We start from the raw sequence: 13,288 nt of genomic DNA, 5'->3' as shown, positions 1-13,288 counted from the left end.
GCCAAATACGAAGAAGGCCAACATGTCCAAGACCCCCAAGAAGAAACCGAAGGTCGTGGCCGACGAGAAGGGCATCGACTTCCCCCGGGCCTGGGTGGAGTTCCCCGACCCCGCCGACGACGAGCAGGTCTTCCGCTGTGACCTGACCTGGCTGACCTCCCGATGGACGTGCATCTTCGGCAGCGGCTGCCAGGGCATCCAGGCCGGCCGGGCGGCCGACGGCTGCTGCACGCTCGGCGCGCACTTCTCCGACGAGGACGACGAGAAGCGGGTCGCCGGGCACGTGGCCCGCCTGACGCCCGAGCTGTGGCAGTTCCACGACGTCGGCAGCGAGTCCGGCTGGACGCAGACGGACGACGACGGGGAGAAGCAGACCCGCCGCTGGGACGGCGCCTGCATCTTCCTGAACCGGCCCGGTTTCCCGGCCGGCGCGGGCTGTTCGCTGCACATCCTGGCGTTGCAGAACGGCCAGGAGCCGCTGGAGACCAAGCCCGACGTGTGCTGGCAGCTGCCGATCCGGCGTACGTACGACTGGATCGACCGGCCCGACGACACGCGGGTGCTCCAGGTGTCGATCGGGGAGTACGACCGGCGCGGCTGGGGGCCGGGCGGCCACGACCTGCACTGGTGGTGCACCTCGGCCACCTCCGCGCACGGCGCCGGGCAGCCGGTGTACGTGTCCTACCGGCCCGAGCTGACGGAGCTGATGGGCGAGGCGGCGTACGCGGAGCTGGTGAAGCTGTGCGAGGCGCGGCTGTCTTCGCTGCTGCCGATGGCCCCGCACCCGGCGGACCCGCCGGCGGCGGCCGGCCAGGCCTGACCGGCGGACCCGGACCGGGGCCTGAGCCTGCGCCGTGGGCCTGCGCTGTGGGCTGACCCGGCTAGGACGCCGAACCGGAGGGGCCCGGGCCGCCCGGGTCCGGCGCGGGGGAAACCGTTCCTTCGGGCTCCGTCGGCGTAGGCGTGGGGCTCGGCGGCGTCGGAGTCGGCGTGGGATCCGGGGTCGCCGGCGGCGTCGGCGTGGGGCTGGGCGGCGTCGGAGTCGGCGTCGGGTCCGGGTCCGGGTCCCGGTCCGGGGTCCCGGGTGGCGTCGCGGGCGGCGCGGGGCGGCCGTGGCCCCGGAGGGAGACCACCGCGCCGTCGGGGTCGATCCCGACCCTGGCCGACCAGGCCCCGACCGGCTGGGCCGCGGAGTCGACGGTGATCCACACGGTGACCGATCCTCCCGGCGCCAGGGTGCCCGCGCTCCGGCTCGCCCGCAGCCACGGCGCGTCCGACCACAGCCGCCAGTGCACCGGCGCGCCGCCGGAGGCGGTGAGGGTGAGCGCGGTGGTGCCGCCCCGGGTGGAGGCGCTCACGGCGATGTGGCCCGGGGCCCCGGGACCACCCGGTTGCGGCGTGCCGGAGGCACCGGGGCTGATCACCTCGACCGAGACGTCCGGGACGTCCGCGCCCGGCGCGAAGCCCGGCTCGCCGGTGGTGCGCGTGTTGCCGGCGTTCTGATAGGCGGCGAAGGGGCGCCCGTCGACGTGTGGGAGCGGAAGCTCCGATTCGCTGGCCGAGATACGGGCGGTGGTGCCCGCGGCGGGTTCGCCGGTACTGGGGGCGCCCCGGTACGCGGCCCACAGCGCGAGGACGGGAGCGGCGACCACGGTGGCGACGACGGTGGTGGTGACCGCCCGCGCCCGGAGCCGGTCGCGGCGCGCCGCGCGGTCCTTGGGGTCCATGGGGAAGCCGGTGCGGTCGAAGCGGGGGCCGGGCCCGCCCCGGCGGCGCCGGCCGGAGCGCAGCATCGCGGCGTGGACGGCGGGGCGCGGGGCGGGGACCAGGGGGAGCCCGGGGGTGTGGACGCCGCCGGAGCCGGGCCAGGGCGCCGCGGCGCCCACCCGTTCGGCGACCCGGCGGCAGCGGGGGCAGTCGTCGACGTGGCGCACCAGCTCGGCGCGCAGGGTGGTGGACAGCAGCACCTGGCCGTCGCCGGTGAGCCGGGACACGGCCGGACAGTTGCCGGTCTCGACCACGGCGAGGGCGGCGCGGGTGCGTTCCACCTCGCATGCGGCGCCGGTGAGCAGTTCCCGGGCGGTGGCTGCCTGGGTGCCGAGGACGGCGGCGAGTTCCGGTACGGCGAGGCGGTGGCGGACGGCGAGTTCGAGGGCCTCGCGCTGCTCGGGGGTGGTTCCGGCGGCTTCGGGCCAGGCGAGGCGGGCCAGCTCGGTACGGCGGTAGGCGCTCACGTCCAGCGCCCCCGGCGCATGCTTTTCGTCGGTGTGCTCCGGCGTGCGCCCGGCGGAATGCGCCCCCTGGCGGGTGCGCCGTTGTTCGCCCAGCCGGGTGAGGCAGCCCCAGCGGGCCAGTGCGTAGAGCCAGGCCCGCCGGTCCCCTTCGTCGGGGCACCGGCCGGGATGCCGTTCGGCGACGGCGAGGACCTCACCGAGCACGTCGGTGGCGGTGTCGTGGTCACACAGCACCGACAGGCAGTAAGTGAACAGTCCGTCGAGGTAGGGCTCGTGCCGGAAGGGGGGAGGCTGCTCGTCCGCGGGGCCCAGCTCGGGTCCGCGGGAGGGCGTGCGCCCCTGCGCCCGGTGTGCGCCGGTGCGCGCCGGGGGGTGTGGTTGGCTGCTGCTGTTCACTCGGCGACCGTAGGCGGCGCGCCCGTGACGGTCCGGAAGCCTTCAGCGGTTTTAGCCCTTACGGGTGAACAGATCGAGCCCGTGCTGACAGCGCCCCTGACGCGGCAGCCGGGGGCGGTAGTGGGGGCGGTACCGGGGGCAGTGCCGGAAGGGGTGCCGCAAGCCGTCCCGGCGGCGGTGTCGGTGCCGGCGGCTACGGTGGTGCGCATGGCTGCCCGTACATCTCGTTCATCCGCCAAGGACCGGCCGTCCTACCGCTGCTCCGAGTGCGGCTGGACGACCGCGAAATGGCTCGGCCGGTGCCCCGAGTGCCAGGCGTGGGGGACCGTCGAGGAGATGGGTGCGCCCGCCGTGCGGACCACCGCGGCCGGCCGGGTCTCGGCCCCCGCCGTCCCGATCGCCCAGGTCGACGGCCGTACGGCGACGGCCCGCAGCACCGGCGTGGACGAGCTGGACCGGGTCCTCGGCGGCGGCCTCGTGCCGGGGGCCGTCGTGCTGCTGGCGGGCGAGCCGGGCGTCGGCAAGTCGACGCTGCTGCTGGACGTCGCCGCGAAGGCGGCCACCGACGACCACCGCACCCTGTACGTGACGGGCGAGGAGTCCGCGAGCCAGGTCCGGCTGCGGGCCGACCGGATCAACGCGCTGAACGACCACCTCTACCTCGCGGCGGAGACGGACCTCTCCGCCGTCCTCGGACACCTGGACGCGGTCAAGCCCTCGCTGCTGATCCTGGACTCCGTACAGACCATCGCCTCCCCCGAGATCGACGGCGCGCCCGGCGGCATGGCACAGGTGCGCGAGGTGGCCGGGGCACTGATCCGGGCCTCCAAGGAGCGCGGGATGTCGACCCTGCTCGTCGGCCACGTCACCAAGGACGGCGCGATCGCCGGCCCCCGGCTGCTGGAACACCTCGTGGACGTGGTGCTCAGCTTCGAGGGCGACCGGCACGCGCGGCTGCGGCTGGTGCGCGGTGTGAAGAACCGTTACGGGGCCACCGACGAGGTCGGCTGCTTCGAGCTGCACGACGAGGGCATCATCGGTCTCGCCGACCCGAGCGGGCTGTTCCTCACGCGCCGCGCGGAGGCCGTGCCGGGCACCTGCCTGACGGTGACGCTGGAGGGCAAGCGGCCGCTGGTCGCCGAGGTGCAGGCGCTGACGGTGGACTCGCAGATCCCCTCGCCGCGCCGGACCACCTCGGGGCTGGAGACCTCGCGCGTCTCGATGATGCTGGCGGTGCTGGAGCAACGCGGCCGGATCACGGCCCTGGGCAAGCGGGACATCTACAGCGCCACGGTGGGCGGGGTGAAGCTCACGGAGCCGGCCGCGGACCTGGCGATCGCGCTGGCGCTGGCCTCGGCGGCGAGCGACGTCCCGCTGCCGAAGAACCTCGTGGCGATCGGGGAGGTCGGGCTGGCGGGCGAGGTGCGGCGGGTGACCGGCGTCCAGCGACGGCTCGCGGAAGCCCACCGGCTCGGGTTCACGCACGCGCTGGTCCCGGCAGATCCGGGGAAGGTGCCGGCGGGCATGAAGGTGATCGAGGTGGCGGACATGGGCGACGCGCTACGGGTCTTGCCGCGCGGCCGGGCCCGCACGCCTGCCCGGGAGCGGGCGGGCGAGTAGCCCGGCCGTCACCGCCGGCCGTCACCGCCGGCCGGGCCGAAGGCCGGCCGGAGGGCGGTGGCCGGGCGGTGGCCGGGCGGCCGGAACTCGTCCCGCGGTGGGGGTGCGGGACCGATACGGGACAAGGCACGGCCAAGGCGCAGAGCGCGCCGGTAGACTTTGTGCTGGTCCGCCCGGCCGTACGCAGGCGGCGCAACCCGCGACCGGAGGAGTGCAGTGGCAGCCAAGGACGGTGCAGCAGCATCCGGGAAGTCGGGCGCGAGCTCCAGGCAGGAAGCCATGATGCGGGCCTCGCTGAGCGCGGTCGCACCTGGTCAGCCCCTGCGCGACGGTCTCGAACGGATCGTCCGCGGCAACACCGGCGGCCTGATCGTCCTCGGGATGGACAAGTCCGTCGAGGCGATGTGCACGGGCGGTTTCGTGCTGGACGTGGAGTTCACCGCGACCCGGCTGCGCGAGCTGTGCAAGCTCGACGGCGCCCTCATCCTCGACAAGGACCTCACCAAGATCCTCCGGGCGGGCGTGCAGCTGGTCCCGGACGCGTCGATCCCGACGGAGGAGACCGGCACCCGGCACCGCACGGCGGACCGGGTCTCGAAGCAGTGCGGGTTCCCCGTCGTGTCCGTGTCGCAGTCGATGCGGCTGATCGCGCTCTACGTGGACGGGGAGCGGCGGGTCCTGGAGGAGTCCGGGGCGATCCTGTCCCGCGCGAACCAGGCGCTGGCCACGCTGGAGCGGTACAAGCTGCGCCTGGACGAGGTCGCGGGAACGCTGTCGGCGCTGGAGATCGAGGACCTGGTCACGGTGCGCGACGTGACGGCGGTCGCGCAGCGGCTGGAAATGGTTCGCCGTATTGCCACGGAAATCGCCGAATACGTGGTGGAACTCGGCACCGACGGACGCCTCCTGTCGCTCCAGCTGGACGAGCTGACGGTCGGGATCGAGCAGGAACGGGAGCTGGTGATCCGGGACTACGTTCCGGAGCCGACGGCGAAGCGTTCCCGCACGGTGGAGGAGGCGCTGCCGGCGCTGGACGCGCTGACGCACCCGGAGCTGCTGGAGCTGGGGATCGTCGCGAGGGCCCTCGGGTACACGGGCTCGCCTGAGACGCTGGATTCGGCGGTCTCGCCGCGCGGGTACCGGCTCCTGGCCAAGGTGCCCCGGCTGCCGGGGGCGATCATCGAGCGGCTGGTCGAGCACTTCGGGGGCCTGCAGAAGCTGCTGGCCGCGAGCGTGGACGACCTCCAGACCGTGGACGGCGTGGGCGAGGCCCGCGCGCGCAGCGTCCGCGAGGGCCTGTCCCGCCTGGCCGAGTCCTCGATCCTCGAACGCTACGTGTGAGCGGCGCGCCCGCCCCGCTCAGTCCTGCTTGAGGACGAACGAGGTGCGGGCGACCGGCAGGCCGGGGGCCTTGACCTCGACCACGTAGGTGTCCGGGGCCGCCGACCCCGCCGGAGGCGTCTGGCACTGGTCGGGCGCGCTGGGCTTGCGGTCCCACTCCAGCGACTGCTTCGCCTCGCCCTGCGCGGGCAGCCGGAAGAAGGCGTTGCCCGCACCGGCCGGGCAGTCGGCACCCGACCACACCGGCTTGTTGCCACTGGCCTGAGTGATCGTCATGACGGCCTGCTTCGGGCCGAGTCCGATCTTGCAGGTGGTTCCCGACACGTTGCGGACGATCAGTTCGAGCCGGGGCTTCTCGTTCGCCTCGTACTCGTTCTTGACGCTCTTGACCTCCCACTGCACCACGCCCGGCGCACAGGCGGGGAGCGCGGCGTCGGCGGGGACCGGGGCCGCGGCGCCGGAGCTCCCGTTGCCGCCCCCGTCGCTCGAACCGCCGCCGCCCGTCTCGCCGTTCTTGCCGGCGCCCGCACCGGAACCCGTCCCGGCTCCGGAACCGGAACCGGAGCCGGAACCGCCTCGGCCGCCCGGCGCCTGACTGATCGCCGGGCCGGAGCCGGAGGGACCGGGGGTGATCGAGGTGACGGGACGCGGGCCCCCCTTGCCCTCGCCGTTCGTACTCGGCTTCCCGCCACCGGAACTGACGGTCCATACGGCGAGGAGCGCGAGGAGCGCGGCGACAGACGCCAGCACAGCCCTCCGTCGCCAGTAAATGGAGGAGGGGAGCGGCCCGACCGGATTGCGCAGTGATCCCACGGACGGAACTTTACGAGAACCGGCGCCGCGATCAGCGCCCCACATGCCGTGCATCCGGCGTGTTTTGCCGATGATCATCCCGCTGGCCCCGTCCGGCCGAAAAGATCAGGCCATACGGGGTGCCCCCGGCGTACGGGCGGCGGGCACCGTCCGTGACCGTGCGCGGCCCGGACCACGGCGGTGGGGTCCGGTTCGCGCCCGCGCCACACCCGCGGGCCCCGCGCCGGGCCCGGCGCGAGGGGGACGAAACGTGCCAGGATGCGTGTGCCATGACTGCATCCACCTTCCCCTCCCCCGACGTCTCCCACGCGCTGCACTCCCCCGTCATCGCGTGGTTCGACGAGCACGCCCGCGACCTGCCCTGGCGCCGCCCCGAGGCCGGCCCCTGGGGGGTCATGGTCAGCGAGTTCATGCTCCAGCAGACCCCGGTCAGCCGGGTCCTGCCGGTGTACGAGCAGTGGCTCGCCCGGTGGCCCCGGCCCGCCGACCTGGCCGCCGAGGCCCCCGGCGAGGCCGTACGGGCCTGGGGCCGGCTCGGTTACCCGCGCCGGGCCCTGCGCCTGCACGGCGCCGCCGTCGCGATAACGGAACGGCACGGGGGCGACGTGCCGCGGGACCACACACAGCTGCTGGCGCTGCCCGGGATCGGCGAGTACACGGCGGCGGCGGTGGCCTCCTTCGCGTACGGCCAGCGGCACGCGGTGCTGGACACCAACGTCCGCCGGGTCATCGCCCGCACCACGACCGGGGTCGAATTCCCGCCGAACGCCACCACCGCCGCCGAACGGCGCCTGGCCCGGGCCCTGCTGCCCGCCGAGGAGGCGACCGCGGCGCGCTGGGCGGCAGCCTCGATGGAGCTCGGCGCGCTGGTGTGCACGGCCAAGTCCCCGGACTGCGAGCGCTGTCCGGTGGCGGGGCAGTGCGCGTGGCGGCTCGCCGGGAAGCCGCCGCACGACGGGCCGCCGCGGCGGGCGCAGACGTACGCCGGGACCGACCGGCAGGTGCGCGGCCGGCTCCTCGCGGTGCTCCGGGAGGCGGTGGGCCCGGTTCCGCAGTCCGTGCTCGACACGGTCTGGGACGAACCGGTGCAGCGGGCGCGGGCGCTGGACGGGCTGGTCTCCGACGGGCTGGTGGAGCCCCTCGCGCAGGGCATGTACCGACTGCCGCGCAGCTGACGCCCACGGGCCGCCGCGGAGCCGGCGCGGGGCCCGCCGCCGAGCCGGCGCCAAGACGCGCCGCGGACTCCCGGAAGGCGGCGCGCGCCCCCGCAAGGAGCCGCCGGAAGTGGAGTCGGCGGCTCCGCTCACGCCCGGGAAACCGCAGCTCACCGGCGTTGTTACACAACCTACGGGTGTCCGTGCGCCCACCGAAGGCTTACCCGCACAGTGCCGTGACAACGCCTCCGTACCGTCGGACCCGTAACACGGTGGATGCACGTTGGGCGGAACGGAGGCGGTCTGAGATGGCGCACGGCGAGGTACTCGGATTCGAGGAGTACGTACGCACCCGGCAGGACGCGCTGCTGCGCAGTGCCCGGCGCCTCGTCCCGGACCCCACGGACGCCCAGGACCTCCTGCAGACCGCGCTCGTGCGCACGTACGGCCGCTGGGACGGCATCGCCGACAAGGCGCTGGCCGACGCCTACCTGCGCCGCGTCATGATCAACACGCGTACCGAGTGGTGGCGTGCCCGCAAGCTCGACGAGGTCCCCACCGAGCAGCTCCCGGACGCCTCCGTCGAGGACGGCTCCGACCAGCGCGCCGACCGCGCCCTGCTGATGGACATCCTCAAGGTCCTCGCCCCCAAGCAGCGCAGTGTGGTCGTACTGCGACACTGGGAGCAGATGAGCACCGAGGAGACGGCGGCGGCGCTCGGCATGTCGACGGGAACCGTGAAGAGCACCCTGCACCGCGCACTGGCCCGCCTCCGGCAGGAGCTGGAGAGCCGGGACCTCGACATGCGCGCGCTGGAGCGCGGCGACCACACGGTGCGGTACGAGGGGCGGGAGCGGTGCGCGGCCTGAACGGCCATGGCAAGGACGCCGGCGGCAGGAAGCCGCTGGTGCTGATGTCGGCGGGGACGGTCGTCCTCGTCGGCACCGGGCTGCTCGCGGTCGGTTGCTCGACCGGCGGCACGGGGCTGCGCGACGGCGGCCCGGCCCGTACCGAGACGGTGGCCCGGACCGGCGCGCCGGTCGGCTCGGCCGCGTCCCCGAACGCCGCGTCCTCCGCGGTGCCCCCGGACCGCCCGGCCGGGAAGGTCGACCCGGTCGCGCTGCTCAAGGCGGACCCCAAGGTGAGCGCCGAGGTCAAACGGGACCTCAAGCCCTGCACGGGCAAGGAGTACCCCGTCGACGTCAGCTACGGGAAGGTCACCGCGGGCCCGGTCGTCGACATCGTCGTCAACGTGCTGTCGTGCGCCGACGCGCTGGGGCGCGGCACGTACGTGTACCGCGCCGAGGGCGCGACGTACGCGAACGTCTTCGCGGACGAGCAGCCTCCCGTCTACGCGGAGATCGACCGCGGCGACCTCGTGGTCACCAAGCCGGTGTACGGGAAGAGCGACGCGCTCTCGTACCCGTCCGGCGAGGACGTGATCACGTACCGGTGGAACGGCGAGAAGTTCACCGAGCAGGACCGGGTCCACACGGACTACAGCAACGTCGACGGCGGTTCCCAGCCCGCCCCGGCCGTCACACCCAAGAACTGAAGCGAGGCACCGCATGGCCGAGACCCATGTGCTGTTCGTGGAGGACGACGACGTCATCCGCGAGGCCACGACCCTGGCGCTGGAACGCGACGGCTTCGTGGTCACCGCCATGCCCGACGGCCTGGCCGGCCTGGAGTCGTTCCGCGCGAACCGGCCCGACATCGCGCTCCTCGACGTGATGGTGCCCGGCATGGACGGCGTGAGCCTGTGCCGCCGCATCCGCGACGAGTCCACCGTCCCCGTGATCATGCTGTCCGCGCGGGCCGACTCCATCGACGTCGTCCTGGGGCTGGAGGCGGGCGCCGACGACTACGTCACCAAGCCGTTCGACGGCTCCGTCCTCGTCGCCCGCATCCGCGCCGTGCTGCGCCGCTTCGGACACGCGAACGGCGTGCACGGCGGGGGCCCGGCGGCCGGGGAGGAGGACTCCGGCGAGCGCGGGGTGCTGAACTTCGGCGACCTGGAGGTCGACACCGAGGGCATGGAGGTGCGCAAGGCGGGCGCCCCCGTGGCCCTGACCCCCACCGAGATGCGGCTGCTGCTGGAGTTCTCCTCCGCGCCCGGCACCGTCCTCTCCCGCGACCGGCTGCTGGAGCGGGTCTGGGACTACGACTGGGGCGGCGACACCCGCGTCGTGGACGTCCACGTCCAGCGGCTGCGCACCAAGATCGGACAGGACCGGATCGAAACGGTCCGGGGCTTCGGATACAAGCTCAAGCCATGAAACGGTCCGTGCTGTGAAGCGGTTCACCCTGCGCACCGGGATCCGCTGGAAGATCGCCCTCGCCGTCGCCGCGGTCGGTGCGCTGATCGCCGTCGCGCTGAGCCTCGTGGTGCACAGCGCTGCGCGCGTGTCGATGCTGGAGAGCGCCCGCGAGGTGCAGCTGGACCGCGTGCAGTTCATCTCCCGCAACGCCGAGGCCGGGCGCAAGCCCCCCATGGGCGCCAAGCTCAACGACCCCGACCTGCCCGCCGAGCTGCGCGAGAAGGCGCGCAGCGGGCGGCGCGGGACCTACGTCCAGGAGAACCCCCGGGGGCTCCCGGAGGTGTGGGCGGCCGTACCGCTCGGCAACGGGCAGGTGGTGTCGCTGCACACGCAGTTCCGTGAGAGCGCCAACATGGTGCGCGACCTGGACCGGGCACTGGTCGTCGGCTCGCTGTCCGTGGTGCTCGCCGGCTCGGCGCTGGGCGTGCTCATCGGCGGGCAGATCTCGCGCCGGCTGCGCAAGGCCGCGGCCGCCGCGCAGCGGGTGGCGCACGGCGATCCCGACGTACGGGTACGGGACGCGGTGGGCGGCGTCGTACGGGACGAGACGGACGACCTGGCGCGGGCCGTGGACGCCATGGCGGACACCCTCCAGCAGCGGGTGGAGGCCGAGCGGCGGGTGACCGCCGACATCGCCCACGAGCTGCGCACCCCGGTGACGGGCCTGCTCACCGCGGCGGAACTGCTGCCCCCGGGCCGGCCGACCGAGCTCGTGCGGGACCGGGCGCAGGCGATGCGGGCGCTCGTCGAGGACGTGCTGGAGGTGGCCCGGCTGGACAGTGCCTCGGAGCGGGCCGAACTCCAGGACGTGGCGCTGGGCGAGTTCGTGACGCGGCGGGTGAAGGCGCTGATGCCGCAGGCGTCGGTACGGGTCGTCGCGGACGAGATCGTCAGCACCGACCCGCGCCGCCTGGAGCGGATCCTGGGCAACCTGCTGGCCAACGCCGGGCGGTACGGGCAGCCGCCGGTGCAGGTGGACATCGAGGGCCGGGTGGTACGCGTACGGGACCACGGGCCGGGCTTCCCGGAGGCGCTGCTGCGCGAGGGGCCGAGCCGTTTCCGTACGGGGTCCACGGACCGGGCCGGGGTCGGGCACGGGCTGGGGCTGACCATCGCGGAGGGGCAGGCGCGCGTCCTGGGCGCCCGGCTGACGTTCCGCAACGTTGCGGCGCGGGGCCTCGCGGAGGGCGGGGGCGCGGCCGCCGGGGCGGTGGCGGTGCTGTGGCTGCCCGAGCACGCGCCGACGGCGACCGGCAGTTTTCCGATCATCAAGCCGTCGGTGTAGCGGGCACCCGGGGGCTTGATCCCGATCGGTTCCCGATCGGGACCTACGGGCGTTCGCTCCGTACCGCTCATGTCTTAGCATCCGTGGAATGACCGACGGTACGAATCCCCCCAGCAGCCCGCAGCCCGAGCAGCCCGCCCCGGGGAGCGGCGGCTACGGGTTCCCGCCGGGAACTCCGGCCTCCGGTGGCTACGGCTTCCCGCCCGGCGCTCCCGCCGGGCAGCAAGCACCGGGCGGCTTCGGTCCCCCGCCGCAGACGGGCGGGTACGGCTATCCGCAGCAGCCGCAGCCCGGCCCCTACCAACAGGGCCCCTACCCGCAGGCCCAGCAGCCCGCGCAGGCGCAGCCCGCGCAGCAGCCCTTCCCGCTCCCGGCCCAGACGCCGCAGCCCGACTGGGACGCGCTCGCGGACCGCTCGGCGGCGGCGCGGCGCAAGAAGCGGCTCTGGCTGATCGTGGGCGGGGTGAGCGTGCTGGCGCTGCTCGCCGCCGGAGGAACGTTCCTGCTGCTGGGCGACGGCAAGGGCGACGAGGGCAAGGGCGGCGACGACACGCCCTCGGCGTCCGCCACCCCCTCGCAGAACCAGCCGCCCACCGACCTCACCCCGACCGTGCCGGGCGACCCGACGACCATCCGGGACCTGAGCGGCAAGTCCAACCTCAAGATGGGTCCCGACGCCGGGGTCTTCCCGATCGACAAGCGCTACGAGGTCCGGCTCAAGAACAACGCGAACTCGTTCGCCGAGTCCCAGCAGCGCGTCGTCGACACGTCCAAGAGCTTCACCGTCGTCGCCCGCGTGTGGAACCGGGTGCCCAAGGGACGCCAGATCGCCATCAGCCAGGGCAACGAGAAGTCGTTCTCCTTCGAGCTCGGCCTGGACGAGGTGAACGGCAAGCCGGTCTGGATCTTCCGCGTGCAGACCGGCGACCAGGGCGCCGAGACCACCACCACGACGGTCTCCGGCGTGAGCTCGAAGATGGAGAGGACGTTCTCGGAGCTGACGGCGACCTACGACGCACCGAGCAAGAAGATCACGCTGTACGTGAACGGCAAGAAGGCGCAGGAGGCGCCGGTGCCCTCCGGCATCTTCCCGGCCCCCGGCCCGCTGGAGATCGGCCGCTCCCGCCACCAGGACAACTGGACCGCCCCCTGGAACGGCGCCATGGACAGCCTGCGCATCTACGACGTGGCCCTGCCGCAGTACCGCATCGACGCCCTCAAGGCGGGCAAGCTCGACCCGGTGGCCCGCCCCACGGCTGCCTGGCTCCTGTACTGAGCCCCCGCGCCGGGGCGTGGGGGCTCAGTACCCCCTGCCCCGGCAGCACGGGACTCAGACGGTGATGCCGACCTTGCGGAGGAAGGCGACCGGGTTCACGGCCGAGCCGTAGTTCGGGGTCGTGCGGATCTCGAAGTGCAGGTGCGGGCCCGTGGAGTTCCCGGTGTTGCCGGACAGGCCGATCCGCGCGCCCATCGCGACCTTCTGGCCGATCTTGACCTGGATCCGCGAGAGGTGCGCGTACTGGGAGTACGTGTTGTTCGCGTGCCGGATCACGATGGCGTTGCCGTACGCCGGGCCGTCGCCGCCGCCGTTCGGGCCTGCCTTGACGACCACGCCCGCGCTCGCCGCGTGCACCGGGGTGCCGATCGGGCAGGCGAAGTCCTGGCCGGAGTGCTTGTGCGCCCACAGGCCGCCGGCCTGGGCGAAGGTCGCGGAGAGCGTGTAACGGGCCACCGGCTTGTTCCAGGTGACCGCCCGCTTCACTGCAACCGGCTTGGCGGCCGCCGGCTTCGCGGCGGTGGTCGCGGCCTGGGCCTGGGCCTTCGCCTGGGCGGCCACCAGCTGGGCGGTACCGGTGAGGGCGCTGTTGGCCTCGTCGGCGAAGGCGGCGGACGTCCCGGCACCGAGAGCCAGGGCCGCACCGAGACCGGTGGCGACGAGGGCAAGACGGGTACGACGGGTGCTGACGCGCTTCGCGGACATGCGGGGACCTCCGGGGCCGGGAACAGGGCAACAAGCTGCCCGGCGCGCTCGGCGGCTGCCGACGTACCGGGCTGGGCTCGCCCACTTTGGTAACCCGTCCACCTGCTCCCGCCCAAACCGCCCCATTACTACCCGAGCTCGTA

At 73.9% G+C, this 13,288-nt stretch carries 12 protein-coding genes; 9 read left to right on the top strand and 3 right to left on the bottom strand.

The genetic code is table 11. The annotated features are described in order from the left end of the window. Nucleotides 1–22: 22 nt before the first annotated feature. Entirely contained in the window at nt 23–820 is a 798-nt protein-coding gene (locus OG861_RS17850; RefSeq protein WP_329196127.1) for a hypothetical protein, read from the top strand. A gap of 61 nt (nt 821–881) precedes the next feature. Here OG861_RS17850 and OG861_RS17845 read toward each other — a convergent pair whose 3' ends face one another. Next, a complete protein-coding gene (locus tag OG861_RS17845) occupies nt 882–2,630 on the bottom strand; it encodes a BACON domain-containing protein (RefSeq protein ID WP_329196129.1) in 1,749 nt (582 codons plus the stop codon). Nucleotides 2,631–2,837: 207 nt separating this feature from the next. Between OG861_RS17845 and radA the strand changes: the two genes are divergently transcribed. Then, the gene (gene radA / locus OG861_RS17840; RefSeq protein WP_329196131.1) at nt 2,838–4,250 is read left to right on the top strand and encodes a DNA repair protein RadA; all 1,413 of its coding nucleotides are present in this window, start codon (nt 2,838–2,840) and stop codon (nt 4,248–4,250) included. A gap of 216 nt (nt 4,251–4,466) precedes the next feature. Further along, nucleotides 4,467–5,591, top strand: coding sequence for a DNA integrity scanning diadenylate cyclase DisA (gene disA / locus OG861_RS17835; protein ID WP_329196133.1), 1,125 nt, complete (start codon nt 4,467–4,469; stop codon nt 5,589–5,591). A gap of 18 nt (nt 5,592–5,609) precedes the next feature. On the opposite strand, the gene OG861_RS17830 is transcribed toward disA, so the two are convergent. Further along, entirely contained in the window at nt 5,610–6,341 is a 732-nt protein-coding gene (locus OG861_RS17830; RefSeq protein ID WP_329196135.1) for a hypothetical protein, read from the bottom strand. A gap of 332 nt (nt 6,342–6,673) precedes the next feature. Here OG861_RS17830 and OG861_RS17825 point away from each other — a divergent pair, with 332 nt between their 5' ends. The 6 genes from OG861_RS17825 (at nt 6,674) to OG861_RS17800 (ending at nt 12,440) form a co-directional block, all read left to right on the top strand. After that, on the top strand, nt 6,674–7,579 hold the full coding sequence (locus OG861_RS17825) for an A/G-specific adenine glycosylase (protein ID WP_329196136.1): 906 nt from the start codon (nt 6,674–6,676) through the stop codon (nt 7,577–7,579). A 287-nt stretch (nt 7,580–7,866) separates the two neighbouring features. Continuing rightward, nucleotides 7,867–8,427, top strand: a complete 561-nt coding sequence (locus OG861_RS17820) for a SigE family RNA polymerase sigma factor (protein ID WP_329196137.1) — start codon at nt 7,867–7,869, stop codon at nt 8,425–8,427. A 44-nt stretch (nt 8,428–8,471) separates the two neighbouring features. Beyond that, nucleotides 8,472–9,113, top strand: coding sequence for a hypothetical protein (locus tag OG861_RS17815; RefSeq protein WP_329202286.1), 642 nt, complete (start codon nt 8,472–8,474; stop codon nt 9,111–9,113). Nucleotides 9,114–9,126: 13 nt separating this feature from the next. After that, nucleotides 9,127–9,837 (top strand): two-component system response regulator CseB, encoded by a 711-nt coding sequence (cseB, locus tag OG861_RS17810; protein ID WP_329196138.1) that lies wholly within the window; start codon nt 9,127–9,129, stop codon nt 9,835–9,837. A gap of 13 nt (nt 9,838–9,850) precedes the next feature. Beyond that, complete coding sequence (gene cseC / locus OG861_RS17805) at nt 9,851–11,164, top strand: two-component system sensor histidine kinase CseC (protein WP_329196140.1); 1,314 nt, start codon at nt 9,851–9,853, stop codon at nt 11,162–11,164. Nucleotides 11,165–11,252: 88 nt separating this feature from the next. Further along, nucleotides 11,253–12,440 carry a LamG domain-containing protein gene (locus OG861_RS17800; RefSeq protein ID WP_329196142.1) on the top strand — a complete coding sequence of 396 codons (1,188 nt, stop codon included), beginning with the start codon at nt 11,253–11,255 and terminating at the stop codon, nt 12,438–12,440. 54 nt (nt 12,441–12,494) lie between these two features. Here OG861_RS17800 and OG861_RS17795 read toward each other — a convergent pair whose 3' ends face one another. Beyond that, the gene (locus tag OG861_RS17795; RefSeq protein ID WP_329196143.1) at nt 12,495–13,145 is read right to left on the bottom strand and encodes a M23 family metallopeptidase; all 651 of its coding nucleotides are present in this window, start codon (nt 13,143–13,145) and stop codon (nt 12,495–12,497) included. Nucleotides 13,146–13,288: the final 143 nt, after the last annotated feature.

Source organism: Streptomyces sp. NBC_00539 (assembly GCF_036346105.1).
GTDB lineage: Bacteria > Actinomycetota > Actinomycetes > Streptomycetales > Streptomycetaceae > Streptomyces.
The sequence above is the reverse complement of the archived record's forward strand: the minus strand, read 5'-3'. Positions and strand labels throughout refer to the sequence as shown.

Excerpts from the sequence above, each read along its gene's own strand:
- OG861_RS17795 (WP_329196143.1), bottom strand. The coding sequence starts at position 13,145 with ATGTCCGCGAAGCGCGTCAGCACCCGTCGTACCCGTCTTGCCCTCGTC.
- radA (WP_329196131.1), top strand. The coding sequence starts at position 2,838 with ATGGCTGCCCGTACATCTCGTTCATCCGCCAAGGACCGGCCGTCCTAC.
- cseB (WP_329196138.1), top strand. The coding sequence starts at position 9,127 with ATGGCCGAGACCCATGTGCTGTTCGTGGAGGACGACGACGTCATCCGC.
- OG861_RS17825 (WP_329196136.1), top strand. The coding sequence starts at position 6,674 with ATGACTGCATCCACCTTCCCCTCCCCCGACGTCTCCCACGCGCTGCAC.
- OG861_RS17815 (WP_329202286.1), top strand. The coding sequence starts at position 8,472 with ATGTCGGCGGGGACGGTCGTCCTCGTCGGCACCGGGCTGCTCGCGGTC.
- OG861_RS17820 (WP_329196137.1), top strand. The coding sequence starts at position 7,867 with ATGGCGCACGGCGAGGTACTCGGATTCGAGGAGTACGTACGCACCCGG.
- OG861_RS17850 (WP_329196127.1), top strand. The coding sequence starts at position 23 with ATGTCCAAGACCCCCAAGAAGAAACCGAAGGTCGTGGCCGACGAGAAG.
- OG861_RS17800 (WP_329196142.1), top strand. The coding sequence starts at position 11,253 with ATGACCGACGGTACGAATCCCCCCAGCAGCCCGCAGCCCGAGCAGCCC.